At 66.4% G+C, this 16,261-nt stretch carries 11 protein-coding genes; 5 read left to right on the top strand and 6 right to left on the bottom strand.

Annotated elements, in window-relative coordinates:
- Positions 1-62 precede the first annotated feature (62 nt).
- From AC3QL3_RS05060 to AC3QL3_RS05040, 5 genes are all read right to left on the bottom strand, one after another.
- On the bottom strand, positions 63-1,442 hold the full coding sequence (locus AC3QL3_RS05060) for a DUF1329 domain-containing protein (RefSeq protein ID WP_492897241.1): 1,380 nt from the start codon (positions 1,440-1,442) through the stop codon (positions 63-65).
- A 102-nt stretch (positions 1,443-1,544) separates the two neighbouring features.
- A complete protein-coding gene (locus tag AC3QL3_RS05055) occupies positions 1,545-3,491 on the bottom strand; it encodes a DUF1302 family protein (RefSeq protein WP_492897240.1) in 1,947 nt (648 codons plus the stop codon).
- Positions 3,492-3,640: 149 nt separating this feature from the next.
- The gene (locus tag AC3QL3_RS05050; protein ID WP_492897239.1) at positions 3,641-4,600 is read right to left on the bottom strand and encodes a WD40/YVTN/BNR-like repeat-containing protein; all 960 of its coding nucleotides are present in this window, start codon (positions 4,598-4,600) and stop codon (positions 3,641-3,643) included.
- A gap of 3 nt (positions 4,601-4,603) precedes the next feature.
- Complete coding sequence (locus AC3QL3_RS05045) at positions 4,604-5,980, bottom strand: DUF1329 domain-containing protein (protein ID WP_492897238.1); 1,377 nt, start codon at positions 5,978-5,980, stop codon at positions 4,604-4,606.
- Between the two features lie 82 nt (positions 5,981-6,062).
- Positions 6,063-8,531 carry an efflux RND transporter permease subunit gene (locus AC3QL3_RS05040; RefSeq protein WP_492897237.1) on the bottom strand — a complete coding sequence of 823 codons (2,469 nt, stop codon included), beginning with the start codon at positions 8,529-8,531 and terminating at the stop codon, positions 6,063-6,065.
- A gap of 256 nt (positions 8,532-8,787) precedes the next feature.
- Here AC3QL3_RS05040 and AC3QL3_RS05035 point away from each other — a divergent pair, with 256 nt between their 5' ends.
- Positions 8,788-9,438 carry a DsbA family oxidoreductase gene (locus AC3QL3_RS05035; protein WP_492897236.1) on the top strand — a complete coding sequence of 217 codons (651 nt, stop codon included), beginning with the start codon at positions 8,788-8,790 and terminating at the stop codon, positions 9,436-9,438.
- Between the two features lie 146 nt (positions 9,439-9,584).
- Here AC3QL3_RS05035 and AC3QL3_RS05030 read toward each other — a convergent pair whose 3' ends face one another.
- The gene (locus tag AC3QL3_RS05030; RefSeq protein ID WP_492897235.1) at positions 9,585-10,736 is read right to left on the bottom strand and encodes an acyltransferase family protein; all 1,152 of its coding nucleotides are present in this window, start codon (positions 10,734-10,736) and stop codon (positions 9,585-9,587) included.
- A 150-nt stretch (positions 10,737-10,886) separates the two neighbouring features.
- Here AC3QL3_RS05030 and AC3QL3_RS05025 point away from each other — a divergent pair, with 150 nt between their 5' ends.
- The 4 genes from AC3QL3_RS05025 to AC3QL3_RS05010 all read left to right on the top strand — a co-directional run bounded on the left by AC3QL3_RS05025 (position 10,887) and on the right by AC3QL3_RS05010 (position 16,236).
- Entirely contained in the window at positions 10,887-11,447 is a 561-nt protein-coding gene (locus tag AC3QL3_RS05025) for a nucleoside deaminase (protein WP_492897234.1), read from the top strand.
- Between the two features lie 128 nt (positions 11,448-11,575).
- Entirely contained in the window at positions 11,576-12,649 is a 1,074-nt protein-coding gene (rlmM, locus tag AC3QL3_RS05020) for a 23S rRNA (cytidine(2498)-2'-O)-methyltransferase RlmM (protein ID WP_492897232.1), read from the top strand.
- Between the two features lie 161 nt (positions 12,650-12,810).
- Complete coding sequence (locus tag AC3QL3_RS05015) at positions 12,811-13,500, top strand: TVP38/TMEM64 family protein (protein ID WP_492897230.1); 690 nt, start codon at positions 12,811-12,813, stop codon at positions 13,498-13,500.
- Between the two features lie 123 nt (positions 13,501-13,623).
- A complete protein-coding gene (locus AC3QL3_RS05010; protein WP_492897229.1) occupies positions 13,624-16,236 on the top strand; it encodes a glycosyltransferase family 2 protein in 2,613 nt (870 codons plus the stop codon).
- The last annotated feature ends 25 nt before the right edge of the window (positions 16,237-16,261 follow it).

Here is a 16,261-nt window from a genome sequence, read left to right as displayed (position 1 = left end):
CAGCGGCCGACGATCTTGTATTTCCGCATCATTCGTTTGGACATTCTTCGCCGCCGCATCGATCACGCAGCGCCCAGCCGCATCAGCGCCGCGTTGGTCAGGTACTGGTCGTAGATCGCCGCGTCGTTGGCGCGGCTGCGATGACCGCCGGCGATTTCGCGCACCTGCTGCAGGCGCGTCATGCGTCCGGTCTGCAGGTCGAACGCGTGCACGTGCGCCCACGACCAGTAGCTGTGCGCGCCGTCCTTGAATTCGCGTTCGCCGTCGCGGTACATCGCGTAGGCGCCGTCGAAGGAGCGGTAGACCTGGCCGCGGCGGTCGTAGGACACCATTCCGATCGGCAGGCCGCTGCGCGCATCGAACCAGACCCGTTTCTTCGACACCGGCGCGCGCGGGAACTTGATCGGCTCGGCCTCGACCGCGATCGCTTCGGGCACCAGTTCGACTTTGGTGTCGAAGAAGGTCTTGCCCTGCGGTCCGCCGTGCGTGCCGTGCTCCCAGTTGGGATGCGCACCGTTCCAATTGCCGGACACAGCGGCCAGAAACGGGCCGCGCCCGACGATGCGGTAGTTGCCCCAGGTGTGCAGCGGATCGCCGGCGGCCCAGGCGTCGGACAGGTACAGGTTCGAACCCGGCATCAAGCCTTCGAAGCGCTGGTTGGTCGGATAGGTGCGGATGCGCTTGAACTCGGGCAAATAGCCGCTGAGGTAGGGCATCTGGCGCTGGTCGTACGGCCATACGTTGAGAAACGAGGTGCCGCGCGCGTTCTGCGGCGCGGCGAAGAAGACGGATTGATAGCGCAGCGTGTCTTCACGGCCGGGCCAATACGGCTTGGGGTCGAGGCTGACGCGCGCGACCGGCTGCAGCTCGGCCCAGCCGGATTGGTATTCGTAGGCCGGCGCGCCGTCTTCGAGCAGATCGGTTTCCTTCACCGCGTAGAACGAGGCGTCGTGGCGGCCCCAGCTCAGGGTCAGGCCGGCGAACAGTTCGAGCGCGTCGTTCGCATCGGGAAACGGATTGCCGCCGATCCACGGCTTGCCCGCGCGCGTGACGACGTTGCCGTCGCGATCGAACTGCGCCTGGCCGCGATTGCGCACGCTCGCTTGCAGATACTCCCAAGGGCCCAGCTGCATCAGTTCGGTGGTGGTCTTGACCACTTGCAGACGCCGGCCGAGCTTGAGGATCTGCTCGTACTTCACCGGCTCGAGCAGCGCCTTCACCGCATCGACGTTGGCCGCGCTGATCTCATCGCCGGTTTTGATCGCGCCGCGCGTGTAGTCCTCGATCGACAGCAGCTCGTGCGGATAGGCGCGATCGATCTCGCCGTGCGCGTCGAGCGCCTGCCACAGCGGCATCAGCACACCGGCCGCGCCGACGCCGCGCGCCAGCTTGTCGAGGAACACGCGGCGGCTGTGCGAGCGCGGGTAGCGGACGGGGTGCATGAGGACGGATCGTCGTCTCGGTCGACGGACGTTGCGGAACCGGCTCGCTGCCGTCGTTCCCGCCTTCGCGGCAACGACGGTGCGAGTGCGCGTGAAGCCGCCTCAGAACTGGTAGCCGATGCGAATGCCGAGTTCGTCGGCGTAGTCGGCGCCGCCGAACATGTTCTTGTTCGGATTGCCGCCGATCTTCGCGTTGATGTAGTTGTAGAACGCCTCGAAGGTGAACTTGCCGTTCGGCTTCCAGCGCAGCGCCGGCTGGATCAGGACGCCGCCGTTGAGGTCGTACAAGACGGCCAGATCGGCGCGCCAGATCAAGTTCGGGAACGGTTGCTGCAGGGCGAATGCGAAGGCCTTGAAGCCGCCGTCGACACCGGGCGCGGACTTGTCGACGCGGCCGCCGTAGCCGCCGAGGTAGCGGCCGAACAGATCGCTCTTGGACTTGTACATGAACTGCGCGACGAGGTAGGTCGCCGGCAGATCGCCGAACACGTTCTGGTATTTCTCCAGCGCGACCACCGAGGTCCATTCCTTCTTCTTCAGAAATTCCTGGCGCAGATCGGGCGAGGTGAACCAGCGGTTGGGCGTGTACAGCACTTCCCAATTCAAGATCAGCTGATCGGTGATCGAGCCGGGGGCTCCGGAGAAGGTGTAGCTGAGGCCGCCGCCAATGTTGTCTTCCGCCTTGTACCAGCGCTGCAGATGGCCGCGCAGTCCGCCCAGGCCCGGCTGGCCGTTGAGGATGCCGCCACCGAGGGCGAAAAAGGTGTTGAGCAGGATGTCGGCGACCGGCTTGTTCGGTGCGGTCGCGCCGCCCGCGAGTGCGGCCGCGCACGGGAACTGCGTCAGCGCGGAGTTGAGTCCGCCGATGCCCGACAGGCGCGACTGCGCCGCGTAGTAGAACCACTCGTCGGCCGACCACACGCCGGTCGGGTCGATCTCGAACGGGGTGCAGGCGAGCGCTGCACCGCTGCCGGGAATGCCCGGAATATCGCGATTGACGCCCGATTGCGTCCAGCGGTACAGGCCCTCGGGGTTGTAGCGGTGCGCGTAGATCGCCTGCAAGCCGAGATCGCCGACGTTGCCCTTGGCGCGCAGGCCGAAATCGACTTTTGAATCGAACTGCTCGTAGGCGTCGTGGATGGTGAACTGCGAGGGGATCGGATTGAACGGGTTGTTGGGATTGTTGAGGATCGAGGGTTGGAACTTCTGCACGTAGCCGTCGAGCAGCCAGCCGCTGTTGAACTGATAGGACGCGCGTATCGCCAGCGACGGCACGCGTTTGTCGGAGTACTCCTCCGACGCATAGTCGAGCACCGAATGACGGCGCAGGTCGAGGCCGTTGGGCACGTCGAGCACGCGGAAGAAAATCGCCTGGCCCCAGGCGATCTGCTGATTGCCGATGCGCAGGTCGAAGGCGCCGTGGTTGTACTGCAGGAAGAATGACGGCAGGTCGATCATGTAGTTCTTGCCGGCCCATTCCAGCGGATTGGGCCGCGACTTGCCGGCGACGTCGTAGCGGAAATAGTTCGGCTCTCCATACAGACCGCCGGCGGCGTGGCTGTTCGCCTTGCGCGGATCGAACTCGTCGTACCAGCCCGGGTCGACGATCGCGCGCAGCTTGGCCACGAACGACCAGTCGCTGGAGAACTTGGTCTGCGTGTCGAGCTGCAGGCGGAACTGCTGCATGTTCAGATCCGAGTGCTCGCTCTGGCCGACGTTGCGCGTGGCGACGTCGGACAAGACGATGCCGGCGCCCGGCGGCGCGATGATCGGCCGCGCCACCGGCACGCCGTTGAAGCGGTTGCCGGCTTGATTGAAGCCGTTCGCGCTGCCGGTGCTGATCGCGGTTTCCGAGCGGATGAAGCCGTTGATCTGGAAAGAGACGTCGGAGCCGCCGGAGCCGGCGCTGAAACTGCCGTCGGCCGGTGCTTGCGCTTGCGCTTCCGCCGCCTCCGACGGCAGCGGTTCGGCGGCCGTGGCGTTGGCGATCGTCAGCGTCAGTGCGGCGCAGACGGCCACGGGTAGATGCAGTTTCTTCAGCGATTTCATTGCCCCTCCTGAGCGTGCACGCGCACGCGCCGTGATCGGATGAAGACCGCCCGCGCCAGCGAACGGCAAAGCTTCGCCGCGACGGCGCCCTCGCGCCGCCCGTGTTCGATCCCTTTCGCGTCGCCCCGCGCCTGCGCGAGGCGACGATGTCAGCGGCCGATGCGCACCACCGCGCCGGCCTGCCCCACTGCAATCACATCGGTCGCGCCGCCGCCGGCCGCCGCGATCGCGGCGTACCACAGCGGCGGCAATTCCTTCGCCTGGAGCCGTTGCCAGCGCTCGCCGTCGCGGCCGACGAAGACTTCGTGCATGCCGGTGGCGTAGAGGCGGCCGTCGGCCAAGGCGGCGACACCGAGCAAGTTGGCCTTGCTGCCGACGTCGATCGCGCTCCAGCTGCGGCCGTGGTCGCTGGTCTTCAGCGCGAGGCCGTCCTGGCCGACCGCATAGCCGAGGCCGTCCGGGCGCAGATCGAGCGCGAACAGCGAGGCCTCGCCTTGGTTCTTGCGCGTCCAACTGGTGCCGCTGTCTTCGCTGCGCAAAATCAAACCGAACTCGCCGACGATGGTGACGACGCCGTCGTCGGCGACGTCGACCGCGTACAGATGCGGTTCGGCGCCGCCTTCGACGTAATCGGCCCAGTTCAAGGTCAACGCCTGCCAGCTCTGTCCGCCGTCGCTCGATTTCAGCAGCGCGCCGAACGCGCCGACCGCGAACGCGAGCCCGCCGCTGTTGACGCCGACGCCGAGCAGGCGGCTCTTGCTGCCGCTGTCGATCAGCTTCCAGGCGCCGTTCGCGTCGCGCACCACGATCGCGCCCTGCTGGCCGACCGCGATCGCATGCGTGCCGTGCAACGCGACGCCGAGCAAGGCGAGCCGGGTCGGTGCGGCGGCGAGCGCCTTCCAGCTGGCGCCGCCGTCACCGCTCTCGCGCAAGTCGCCGCCGGCGCCGACGGCGATACCGCTAGTGCCGTCGAGCGCGATGCCGAACAGCGCCTCGTGCACGGTGCCGAGCGCGGCCTGCACCTTCGGCTCGTCGGCGCGCGCCGGCAGCGACGCCGCTGCGCCGATGCCGAACGCCCAAGCCAGAGCGCAGGCGAGACGTGCGCGCATGGCTCAGGCCGAACCCAGGCGCTGGATCGCCTGCACGGTGAGGAACTTGTTGTAGACGTCGACGTTGCCGGCCGTGAGCAGACTCTTGTAGCCGCCTGCGCACGATTGCGTGTGGCAGCCGCGGCTCATGCGATTGGTCTGCGAGTCGTGGCTCAGGTAGTAGGCCCACGACCAGTCCGGATTGCCTTTGGCGTCCTTCTCCACCGCGCTGCCGTCCTGCAGACGGCTGTAGGCGCCCTCGAAGGATTTCCACACCTCGCCGCGGCGATCGAAGGTGATGTAGGAGGTCGCGAGTTGATTGCGCACGTCGATCCAGACGCGCTTCTTGCCGACAGGCGCGCGCGGATAGCCGGTCGGTTCGGCTTCGAGCACGATGCATTCGGGCACCAGCGAGAAGTACGAATCGAAGAAGGTCTTGCCCTTCGGGCCGCCGTGCGCGGGGATTTCCCAGTTCGGCTTGGAGCCGCGCCAGTTGCCCGACACCGGCGCCAGCCACGGCCGCCGTTCGACGATCTTGTAGTTGCCCCAGGTCAGCATCGGATCGCCGGCGGCCCAGGCGTCGGACAGGAACCAGGTCACGCCCGGCAGCAGCGGCTCGAAGCGCTGGTTGGTGGGGAAGTCGCGCACGCGCTTGAACGCTGGCAGATAGCCTTTCAGCTCGGGGAATTTGCGCTGGTCGTAAGCCCAGGTGTTGAGGAAGGCGGTGCCGTTGACGTCTTGCGGACCGGTGAACCACACCGACTGCAGGCGCAAGAGATCCTTGCGGTTCTGGAACACGCTGCCGTCGGTGCGCGCCTGCGCTTGCAGCTCGGCCCAGACGAAGTCGTACTGGTAGGCCTGCTCGCCGGAGGGGTCCATGTCCCACTGCCGGATCGCGTACTGGCTGTAGTCGTGGCGGCCCCAGGACAAGGTCAGGTTCGCGATCGCTTCTTCGCCGGTCTTGGCGTCGGGGAACGGCAGGCCGCCGATCCACGGGTTGCCGTTCTGATCGACCACGTTGCCGGTGGCGTCGAACTTGGCCTTGCCCTTGTTGCGCAGCGTCGTCTCGAGATAGTCGGCCGGAAACAGCTCGGTCACGCTCTTGGGCGGCTCGATGATGTTGATCTTGCGGCCCATCGTCTTGATCTGTTTGTAGGTGATCGGATCGAACAGATCCTTCACCGCATCGACGTTGTCGGCCGAGATCACATCGCCGACCTTGATCTTGCCCTTGGTGTAGGCCTCGATGTGCAGCAGCTCGTCGGGATAGGCCTTGCTCGCGTCGGCGGCGTTGGCGATGTGCGCCCACAGCGGCGCGAGCACGCCCGCACCTGCGCCCAGGGCGGCTTTCTGCAGGAGCATCCTGCGGCCGTAGTCGAAATCGTATTTGCGGATGTGCATGAGGTTTCTCCTCGCTACGTTGCCGGCGCTTCGGCAGGGATCGCGCGTTCGCTCATGGCTGCGGGCAGCTCGCGCGGGTCGTTCAATGCGGTTGCAAAGCGGGCCGGTCGCCGGCCGGCGGTTTGCGGCCATCGATCTCCTCGTCGCCGGCGACGTAGGCGGACAAGTCCACCTCCTCGCCGACCAGAAGGTCCTTGCGGCCGACGAATTTCGGCTTGACCAAGAAAACCAGGAGCGGCAGCAGCACCAGCGCCAGCACCATGTTGATCAGCATGGTCAGCACCAGGAGCAGGCCCATGTCGGCCATGAACTTGAGGCTGGAGAGGAAGTACCAGGGCAGGATGCCGATCACCATGATCATCGCGGTGAACATGATCGCCTTGCCGGTGGTGGTCAGCGCGGCGGTGATGGTGCGGCCCCAATCGTCGGTATGCGCCTGGAATTCCTCGCAGATGCGCGAGAGCAGATAGATGCCGTAGTCGATGCCGACACCGACGCCGACGCAGGCGACCAGGAGCGAATTGATGTCGAGCCCGATGCCGATCAGGTGCATGCCGGCGCCGAGGATGAAGTTCGCCGTGTTGACCGGGATCAACAGGATCAGGCCGGCCACGATCGAGCGATAGGCGAGGCTGCAGCCGATCAGGATGACGAAGTTGAGCAGGCCGAGGATGACCCAGTGGTAGCGCTCGACCACGTTGTTCATCGCCTGCTGCAGCGCGATCGTGCCGGTGCCCAGGCGCACGCGGAAGGTCGGGTGGTCTTCGCCGACTTCGGCGATCGCCTTGCGCGCCGCGCCGAGCGCGGCGTCGACCGTGCCTTGCTTGTTGTCCTTGTACCAAAGCGAAACGGTGCCGTTCTGCTGCTCGAAGTCGATCACGTTCGAATACGCTTTCGAGCTGGTGCCGACCAGCACCGCATTGGCGGCCGCGTTGACGGCCTGGTCGTCGCCGTCGAGCGGCAGCCATTTCGGATTGCCGCCGGCGAACAGGCGGTTGCCTTCCATCAAGTAATCGGCGAAGGACAGCGTCGCGCGCGGCGGATGCTCGCCCTTCTCGATCAGGCTCTGCAGACGCTGCATGGTCAGGATCGCGTCGGCCTGGTGCATCAGGCGGTTCGACTGCCGCTGGTCCTTCGATTCGAGCACGATCTCGAGCGTGTTCACGCCGGGGAAATTGGAGTTGATGGTCGACACGCCGCGGTTGTATTCGGCGATCGGCCACAACAGCGCGCTGCCTTCGACCGGATTGCCGATCTTGATCTGCAGGAAGGTCCAGGTCGCGGCGACCGCGAGCACGCCGGCGAGCACGGTGGTGACGCGCGCCGGCTTGCCGTAGGTCAGCCGCGCCAGCCCACGCAGCAAGGACTGCAGCAAGCCGTCGATGCCGCCGCCCTTGCCCTTGCCGACCAGGCGGTCGACGTTCTTGGGCGCCGGCAGCGACGCCAGCAGCAGCGAGATCAGGACCACGCCGGTCGGGATCAGCCAGATCGCCCAGAAGCCGCAGAACAGCGCGAAGCGTTCCATCGCCGGGATCGGCGCGATCGCGATCAGGAAGATGCCGACGATGTCGGTGAAGATGCCGAGCACCGACGGCGCCATCATCACGCCCATGGTGATCTCGGCCGCCTTCACGCGGTCGCGCACGTGCGAGTAGATCTCGTAGTAGCGCTCGGTGAACTGCACACAGTGCGAGAACGAGCGCGCGACCAGAAGCAGCGGCACCACCATCAGCAGCGGTTCGATCGGCGATTTCAGCCAGCCGACGAAACCGAAACCCCAGATCGCGGCGACGCCGCTGGCGACGATCGGCGTGACCACGCCGACCACGTTGCGCATGTACAAGACCAGGCACAGGATCAAAAGGCCGATCGTGATCAGCGCGATGCGCAGCATCTGCGACTCGTACTGGTAGATCCAACCGGTCAGCGCGGGCTGGCCGGCCATGTAGATCTCGTGGTCGGCGTCGCGTGCTTTTTCGACGATGCCTTGCACGTACTTGAACACCTCGCCGTAGTCGAGGTGCTGTTCGATGAAGGTGGCGTTGATGAGGGTGGCCGAGCCGTCGCCGGAGATGAGGAAGGCACGCGCGCTCGGGCTGCGGTCGACGCGCGAGCGGAACTCGTCGAGTTCTTCCTTGCTCGCCGGCACGCGGTCTTCCATCAGCGGACGGATGTCGATGCCGGTCGGCGTCGCCTCGGCGTAGCGCGCCTTCTCGGTGGTGATCGACAGGATCTGGTCGTGATCGACGCCGGGTGCGAGATCGATGTCGCGCGTGAGCTGCCAGACCTTGTCCAAGGTCTGCGCGTTGTAGATGTCGCCGTTCTTGCGCTTGACCATGATGGTGACGGTCAGCGGATTGCCGAAATTGCCGTGCTCCTTGAACACCTGCACGAACGGATCGTCTTTGGGCAGCAGGTCGGAGAAGATCGTCCTCAGTTCGACCTTGAACAGACCGACGGTGAAGAAGATCGTGATCGCCGCGAACAGCAGGGCGGTCGAGGTGCGGTGCGCCATGACCCAGCGCGCGATGCGGAAGCGCAGGTCATGCACCGGGAAGTCCCTCGTATTGGAATGCCCTGAACTTCACCATGCGCATTCACCCGTAGCGGTCCGATGTCCCCGATGCGCGGACGTGATGCAGTCCGCGCGACGATGGCTGAGCCTAGGCAGGAGGTACGCGGTGCGTATTGAAGAAACTCGTACGCGTCGTTGAAGAATCTCGTCGCCGCCGACGCGAACTTGATCACACGCCGAGCGACCGCATTTAAGCGAATCCGAATCCAGCGCCCCGCCGCACGAGACCGCCATGTCCGCCAAACCGATCCGTATCGATTTCGTCTCCGACGTCGTCTGCCCCTGGTGCGCGATCGGGCTCAGCGCGCTCGAACAGGCGATCGCACGCGTCGGCGACGCCGCCCAAGTGGAGCTGCATTTCCAGCCGTTCGAGCTGAACCCGCAAATGGCACCGGAAGGCGAAGACACGGTCGAGCATCTGGAGCGCAAGTACGGCATCGACGCCGAGCAGATCGAGCGCAATCGCGAGGCGATTCGCGCGCGCGGCGCCGCGCTCGGCTTCACCTTCAACGCGCGCGGCCGCATCTACAACACCTTCGACGCGCATCGCCTGCTGCACTGGGCCGCGCTGGAAGACACAGCCAAAGAACGCACGCTCAAGCACGCCTTGCTGCGCGCCTACTTCACCGACGGCGAAGACGTTTCCGCCGCCGCGGTGCTGCTGCGCCTGGTCGCCGACAGCGGCCTCGATGCGACGCGCGCGCAGCAGATTCTCGCCAGCGACGAATACGCCGACGAGGTGCGCACACAGGAGCGCTACTTCCTCGAACGCGGCATCCACAGCGTGCCGGCGATCATCTTCGACCAGCGCCACCTGATCTCCGGCGGCCAGCCGGTCGAAGTGTTCGAGCAGGCGCTGCGCCAGCTCGCGGCGAAGTCCTGAGGCGGCGAGGGTCTGGAACGCTACACGCGCAAAGCAAGGGGATGCCCGTGAACGCGGGCATCTTTTGAGCTGGCAATTCTTGCGAACCTCTCAAAGCGGTCGCGAACCGTTTTGCGGAAAACGAAACGACGACCTCGCCGACGCCGCTAAGCCGGATTCTCCGCCGTCGTCAACGGCGCCTTGCCGAACCAGCGCCGGAACGCGCGCTCGGCCGGCAACGACCAGAACTTCGCCACCAGCCAACCCAGTCCCCAGCAGATCAGCACGGTCGGCAGGTACCAGGCCCAACCCAGCCGCAGATCGGCGCCGGCCGCCTTGTACAGCGCGACGACGCTGAAGACGACGAACATGTGGGTGAGGTAGATCTCGTAGCTGAGCTGGCCCATCGAGCGCAGCCAGCCGGTGCCGGGCAAGGCGCGCAGACTGCCCGCACGCAGCTGCCAGTGCAGCGCGACGATCAGGCACGCGGCCGATAAGGTCAGCACCAGCATCACGCCGTCTTGCAAGAGACGCCACATCCACGGCATCGCGAACATGCTCGCGCCGAGGCCGAACAGGCCGAGCGTACCGACGATCCACACCACCGCCGCGCGCGGCCGCAGCGCATCGGCGATCAGCGCAGCCAGCACGCCGGCGGCGATTGCGGCCATGCCGGGCAGATACGCCTTCTCTTTCCAGATTTCGTTGTCGGTGATCGCGGCGAGCGAAAACGGCAGCGACAAGGCCAGCACGCCGAGCAGCAGCATCAGCACGCGGCGGTCGCGCACCAGCAGGCAGACCAGCGGGAAGCCGAGGTAGAACACTTCCTCGATCGACAGCGACCACAGGATGTCCCAGGAACCGGGCAGATAGCCGGTGACGCCCTCGTACCAGTTCAGATACAAGCCGAACGCCGCCAGCGTGGCGCCGCCGAGCGACTGGCCTTCGCGCTTGACCACGTAGTCCTCGAAGCCGCCCAGATGCAGCAGCGCGAGTACCGCGACCAGGAGCGCCAGGCACGGCAGGATGCGTGCGCCGCGGCGCACGTAGAACGCGCGCAGGTCGATCCGCGCCAAGCCGCCCCAGCGCAGCAGCGCGTTGCTGGTGATCAGAAAGCCGGAGATCACGAAGAACACGAACACGCCCTGGTAGCCGTTGTAGTTCAACGCGTTCAGGAAATGCTTGGGCAGGAAGTCGGCCAGCGCGGTGCTCTTGAGCGGGATGCGCAAGCCGAGGTGATGCAGCACGACCAGGAAGATCGAAAGGCCGCGCAAGAGGTCGATGCCGGTATTGCGCGTGATGTCGTTCGGAGATTGCATCGAAGAGGCGTTCGTAGACGAAGGGCTGCGTGGGCCGCGCATGGTGGTCGGATCGAAGGGGGATGACAACGCAAATCTTGCGCGCCGGCGTCGCACGTGGCGCCGCGGCATTCTGCTAGGCTCGCCGGCGGCGCCCAACGGCTACAAGTCATGCCCTCGACCGCATTGCAGCTGACCTTGCCCGCCTGGCTCGACGCCGAGATCGGCGCGACACGCGTCTACCCCGATGCCGAAGCGCGCGTGGGTTTGGCGATCCGCCTCGCACGGCGCAACATCGAGGAAGGCAGCGGCGGCCCGTTCGGCGCGGCCGTATTCGATGCCGGCGGCGCCTTGGTCGCGGCCGGCGTCAACCGCGTGCTGCCGCAGCATTGCTCGGCGGCGCACGCGGAAGTGATGGCCTTCATCGCGGCGCAGGCGCGCCTGGGTCGCGCACGGCTCAACGAAGACGGCGGCCGCTACACGCTGGCGACCAGCGCGCAGCCCTGCGCGATGTGCTACGGCGCCAGCTTCTGGGCCGGCATCGACGTGCTCGAGATCGGCGCGCGCAGCGACGACGTGATGGAGCTGAGCGAGTTCGACGAAGGCCCGCTGCCGGCGGACTGGATCGGTGAACTCGAACGCCGCGGCATCGCGGTGCACCGCGACCTCTTGCGCGAGGCGGCGCGCGAGGTGTTCCACCGCTACGCCGAGCTGAACGGCGCCAGCTACTGAGGCGCTTGCTCGCCGCGTGAATGCGGCGCTGCGATTTGCCCGCAGGACGCGTCGTTCGTCGCTTCTCCGCCTGCGCTCGTCATCCGCGCCGCGTGCAGGCATCATGCAGCGCCTTTATGGACTGCAAGATGTCCGTATCCCACTCCCCCAGTCTGCTGGCCTATTGCCGCCCCGGTTTCGAGGGCGAATGCGCGCAGGAACTCGCCGCGATCGATGCCGAAACCGGCGGCGGCGGTTATGCGCGCACCGAGCGCGGCAGCGGATACGTCGAGTTCGTCGCGACCGACGCGCAGGCGCAGCGCCGCCTCGGCGCACGCGCGCGCTGGCGCGATCTGGTGTTCGCGCGGCAATCGCTAGAGGTGCTGGCGAGCGCGCGCGAGTTGCCCACGCGCGACCGCCTCGGCGTCTTGCTGCCCTTGATCGAAGCCGATCCGCGGCGCTGGTGCGATGCCTGGGTGGAAGCACCCGACAGCGACGCCGCGCGCGAACTGGCGGCGCTCTGCCGCGGCCTCAACGCCGCGCTGATCGCCGCGCTGAAGCAGCGCCGCCTGCTCGATCGCAGCTCGAACGCGCGCCTGCATGTGTGCCTGACCGCCGGCGATGCCGCCTTCGTCGCGGCGGCTGAGATCGGCACGGCGGCGCCATGGCCGGGCGGCATCGTACGGCTGAAGTTTCCGCACGCGGCACCGAGCCGCTCGACCTTGAAGCTCGAAGAAGCGCTGCTGATTCTGCTCGACGAAGGCGAGCGCGAACGCTGGCTCAAGCCCGGCATGCGCGCGGTCGACCTCGGCGCCTCGCCGGGTGGCTGGACCTGGCAGCTGGTGCGCCGCTCGCTGCACGTGACCGCGGTCGACAACGGGCCGATGGACGCGAACCTGCTCGCCTCCGGCCTGGTCGATCACCTGCGCGCCGACGGCTTCCGCTATCGCCCGCAACGGCCGCTCGACTGGCTGGTCTGCGACATGGTCGAGCAGCCGAGCCGCGTCGCCGCGCGCATGGCCGAGTGGCTGGCGCAGGGCTGGTGCCGCTACGCGATCTTCAATTTGAAGCTGCCGATGAAGAAGCGCTACGACGAGGTGCAGTCCTGCTTCGACGCGATTCGCGCAGCGCTGCATCAGGCCGGTCGCGAAGTCGAACTGCGCGCCAAGCAGCTGTATCACGATCGCGAAGAGATCACGGTGTTCGCGCGCGTGCTCGGCTGAGGCTTGCGCGATTGCGGCTGCGCGATTGCGCCCGTTATGCTCGGACGGTTTCGGGCGCCGAGCTGGCTTGAAGGCGTAGCTTCACGAGCGAGAAGGGCTTTTGCACCTCTGCCGCCAGCGGGAGAGGGAGAACGGCGGCACATCCACGAACGGATTTTTCGATGAAACGCCTGCGCGCCTTCGCTCCGCTGTTGATCCTCGTCGCGATGGGCGTTGCCGTGCTCGCCTCCGGCCTGCTCGATCGCTTCGATCCGCACCGCATCGCGCAAGAAGAAGCCCTGCTGCGCAGCGGCGTCGGCGCGCATCCGTGGCTGGCCGCGCTGGCCCAGATCGGCGCGATGACCTTGGCCATCGCAACCGGCGTGCCCGGCGCGATCGTGATCGTGTTCGCCGGCGGCATGCTGTTCGGCACGCTCGCCGGCACCGTGCTGTCGACCATCGGCACCTTGCTCGGCGCGACCTTGCTGTTCTTCGCCAGCCGCAGCGCATTCGACCAGGGCGAAGGCGCCGAGCCGCCGCTGGTCGCGCGCTTGCGCAGCGGCTATCTGGCCCATCCGGTCAGCTATGCGATGTTCCTGCGCCTGGTGCCGTTCTTCCCGTTCGGCGCGGTCACCGTCGCGCTGGCCTGGCTGCGCTGTCCGCTGTGGCTGTTCTTTCTCGCCAGTGCGATCGGCGGCAGCGTGATGATCGCGTTCGAAAGCGCGCTCGGCGCCGGTCTCTTGGAGACGATCGAACGCGAAGGCACGGTCTCGCTGAACCTGCTGTCGCATCCGCAGATCCTGTGGCCGGCGCTCGGCATGGCCGCGCTGGCGCTGCTGCCGATCGCCATCGGCTGGCTGCGCCGGCGCTGATTTCGCCGCTGCTTCCCCCAACCCCAATCGCAAATCGTCGATTCCGGCGCCGACATTGAGCGCCGGCGCGGCGTTCCGCTATCCTGCCGCGTTGTCGCGGCGCCCCGGCCGCAGCCGTCCGAGGTGCCGTTGAGTCCCGTTTCGCCGCCGCTGGTGGTCCGCAAGTCGTTCTGGCGCGCGCTCGCCCTGACCCTCCTGGTCGCGGCTGCCAACGTCGGCCTGTGGGCCTACCTCAACCGCCCGGTGCAGATCGCCGACTGGCGCGGCGACATCTACGGCTTCGCCTTCAATCCCTCGCAGCGCTACCAGGACCCGACCAAGCAGCTGTTCCCAAGCGAAAGCGAGCTGGACGGCGACATCCGCCTGCTCTCGCAATACAGCAAGCGGCTGCGTACCTATTCCTCGGTCGAGAATCCGACCATTCCGCGGCTGGCCAATTTCTACGGCGTGCGCGTGATGGCCGGCGCCTGGATCGAGGGCCGCTCCGAACGCAACGAGCGCGAGCTGGCGGCGCTGATCGCGCTGGCGCGCAAGAACTCCAACATCGACCGCGCCATCGTCGGCAACGAGGTGATCCTGCGCGGCGACCTGCCGGTGCGCGACCTGATCGGCTACATCGACCGCGCGCGCGCGCAGCTGAAGATTCCGGTCTCCACCGCCGAACCGCTCGATACCTGGCAGCGCAATCCGGATCTGATCCGCCACGTCGACTTCGTCGCCGTACACATCCTGCCGTACTGGGAGCGCATCCCGCGCAAGGACGCGGCCGGCTTCGTACTCGGCCAGCTCGCGTCGCTGCGCCAGATCGTCGATCAAGTGTCGCCGGGCAAGCCGATCGTGGTCGGCGAGATCGGTTGGCCGTCCAACGGCGATCGCAAGGAATACGCACAGCCCTCACTCGCCGACGAGGCGCACTTCCTGCGTGACTGGTTCAACATCGCCGCGCGCGAGAAGATCGAGTACTACGTGATGGAGGCGATCGACCAGCCCTGGAAAGAACAGCTCGGCGGCCGCGCCGAAGCGTATTGGGGCATGTTCAACGCGAACCGCCAGCTCAAGTTCTCGCTCACCGGCACGGTGATCGAGGATCCCAATTGGCCGTGGAAAGCCACCCTCGCCTCGCTGCTCGCGCTGCTGCCGATGTTCTGGTTTGCGCGCCACTTCATTCGCTTCCGCGCGATGGGCCTGGCCTTCTTCCTGGTGCTGGTGCAGCTGTCCGCCTCGATCCTGGTGTGGATGGCGACGCTGCCCTACGACTTCTACCTGAGCCCGTTCGACTGGGCCATGCTGGTGCTGCTGTTCCCGGCGCAGTTCGCGATCATCTTGATCCTCTTGATCAACGGCTTCGAGTTCACCGAAGTCCTGTGGCGGCCGCGCTGGCTGCGCGAGTTCCGGCCGCTGCCGCCGGACGCGGGACCGACGCAGCCGTTCGTCTCGATCCATCTGGCCTGCTACAACGAGCCGCCGGAGATGGTGATCCTGACGCTCGACTCGCTCGCCGCGCTCGACTACGAGAACTACGAAGTGCTCGTGCTCGACAACAACACCAAGAACCCCGACATCTGGAAGCCGGTCGAGGCGCATTGCGCCAAGCTCGGCGCGAAGTTCCGCTTCTATCACCTCGAACCCTGGCCCGGCTTCAAGGCCGGCGCGCTGAACTTCGGGCTCGAACAGACCGATCCGCGCGCGGAGGTGGTCGCCGTCGTCGACGCCGATTACGAAGTGCGGCGCGACTGGCTGTCGGCACTGACCGGCTATTTCGTCGACCCGAAAGTCGCCGTCGTGCAGTGCCCGCAGGCGCATCGCGAGTGGGAGCACAACGCGTTCCGCCGCATGACCAACTGGGAGTACGACGGCTTCTTCCGCATCGGCATGCACCATCGCAACGAGCGCAACGCGATCATCCAGCACGGCACCATGACGATGGTGCGCAAGAACCTGTTGGCCGATACCGGCGCCTGGTCGGAGTGGACGATCTGCGAGGACGCCGAACTCGGCCTGCGCCTGATGAAGGCCGGTTACGACCTCGTCTACGTCGACGAGCTGATGGGCAAGGGCCTGACGCCGGCCGACTTCAAGGCGTACAAGTCGCAGCGCTACCGCTGGGCCTTCGGCGCGATGCAGATCATGAAAGCGCGTTGGAACTGGATGACCTCGAAGGCCTCGACCTTGACGCGCGGCCAGCGCTTCCACTTCCTGACCGGCTGGTTCTCCTGGTTCGGCGACGCGCTGCACCTCGCCTTCACCCTGATGGCGATGCTGTGGACGCTCGGCATGGTGCTGGCGCCGCAGTACTTCACCCTGCCGATGTATCTGTTCCTGGTGCCCTTGATCGGCTTCTTCCTGTTCAAGGCTGCGTTCGGCGTGATCCTCTACCGCGTGCGCGTGCCGTGCTCGTGGAAAGACACGATCGCCGCCTCGGTCGCCAGCATGGGCCTCAGCCACGCGATCGCGCGCGGCATCTACGAAGGACTCTGGCGCAAGAAGGGCGAGTTCATCCGCACCGCCAAGAGCCGCCGCATCGGCGCCAAGCCGAACCCGTTCACCGCAGTCAGCGAGGAATTGCTGCTGTTCCTCGCGATCGTCGCCTGCGTGATCGGCATGGTCAATTCGATCGGCATCAACTACGTCGAAGGCAAGTTGTGGATCGCGATCCTCGCCGCGCAGGCGATTCCGTACGCCTCGGCGCTGATCGGCGCGTGGGTCGCGCACAAGTCGGGCGACGCGGTCGGCTGATGTTTCGCGCTTAACGGCCGCTGCG

The sequence above is a fragment of the Dokdonella sp. GW821-FHT11D02 genome (assembly GCF_058808595.1).
This window is presented reverse-complemented; position numbering and strand designations above follow the sequence as displayed.

Excerpts from the sequence above, each read along its gene's own strand:
- AC3QL3_RS05025 (WP_492897234.1), top strand. The coding sequence starts at position 10,887 with ATGCCCTCGACCGCATTGCAGCTGACCTTGCCCGCCTGGCTCGACGCC.
- rlmM (WP_492897232.1), top strand. The coding sequence starts at position 11,576 with ATGTCCGTATCCCACTCCCCCAGTCTGCTGGCCTATTGCCGCCCCGGT.
- AC3QL3_RS05030 (WP_492897235.1), bottom strand. The coding sequence starts at position 10,736 with ATGCAATCTCCGAACGACATCACGCGCAATACCGGCATCGACCTCTTG.
- AC3QL3_RS05055 (WP_492897240.1), bottom strand. The coding sequence starts at position 3,491 with ATGAAATCGCTGAAGAAACTGCATCTACCCGTGGCCGTCTGCGCCGCA.
- AC3QL3_RS05050 (WP_492897239.1), bottom strand. The coding sequence starts at position 4,600 with ATGCGCGCACGTCTCGCCTGCGCTCTGGCTTGGGCGTTCGGCATCGGC.
- AC3QL3_RS05060 (WP_492897241.1), bottom strand. The coding sequence starts at position 1,442 with ATGCACCCCGTCCGCTACCCGCGCTCGCACAGCCGCCGCGTGTTCCTC.
- AC3QL3_RS05035 (WP_492897236.1), top strand. The coding sequence starts at position 8,788 with ATGTCCGCCAAACCGATCCGTATCGATTTCGTCTCCGACGTCGTCTGC.
- AC3QL3_RS05045 (WP_492897238.1), bottom strand. The coding sequence starts at position 5,980 with ATGCACATCCGCAAATACGATTTCGACTACGGCCGCAGGATGCTCCTG.
- AC3QL3_RS05015 (WP_492897230.1), top strand. The coding sequence starts at position 12,811 with ATGAAACGCCTGCGCGCCTTCGCTCCGCTGTTGATCCTCGTCGCGATG.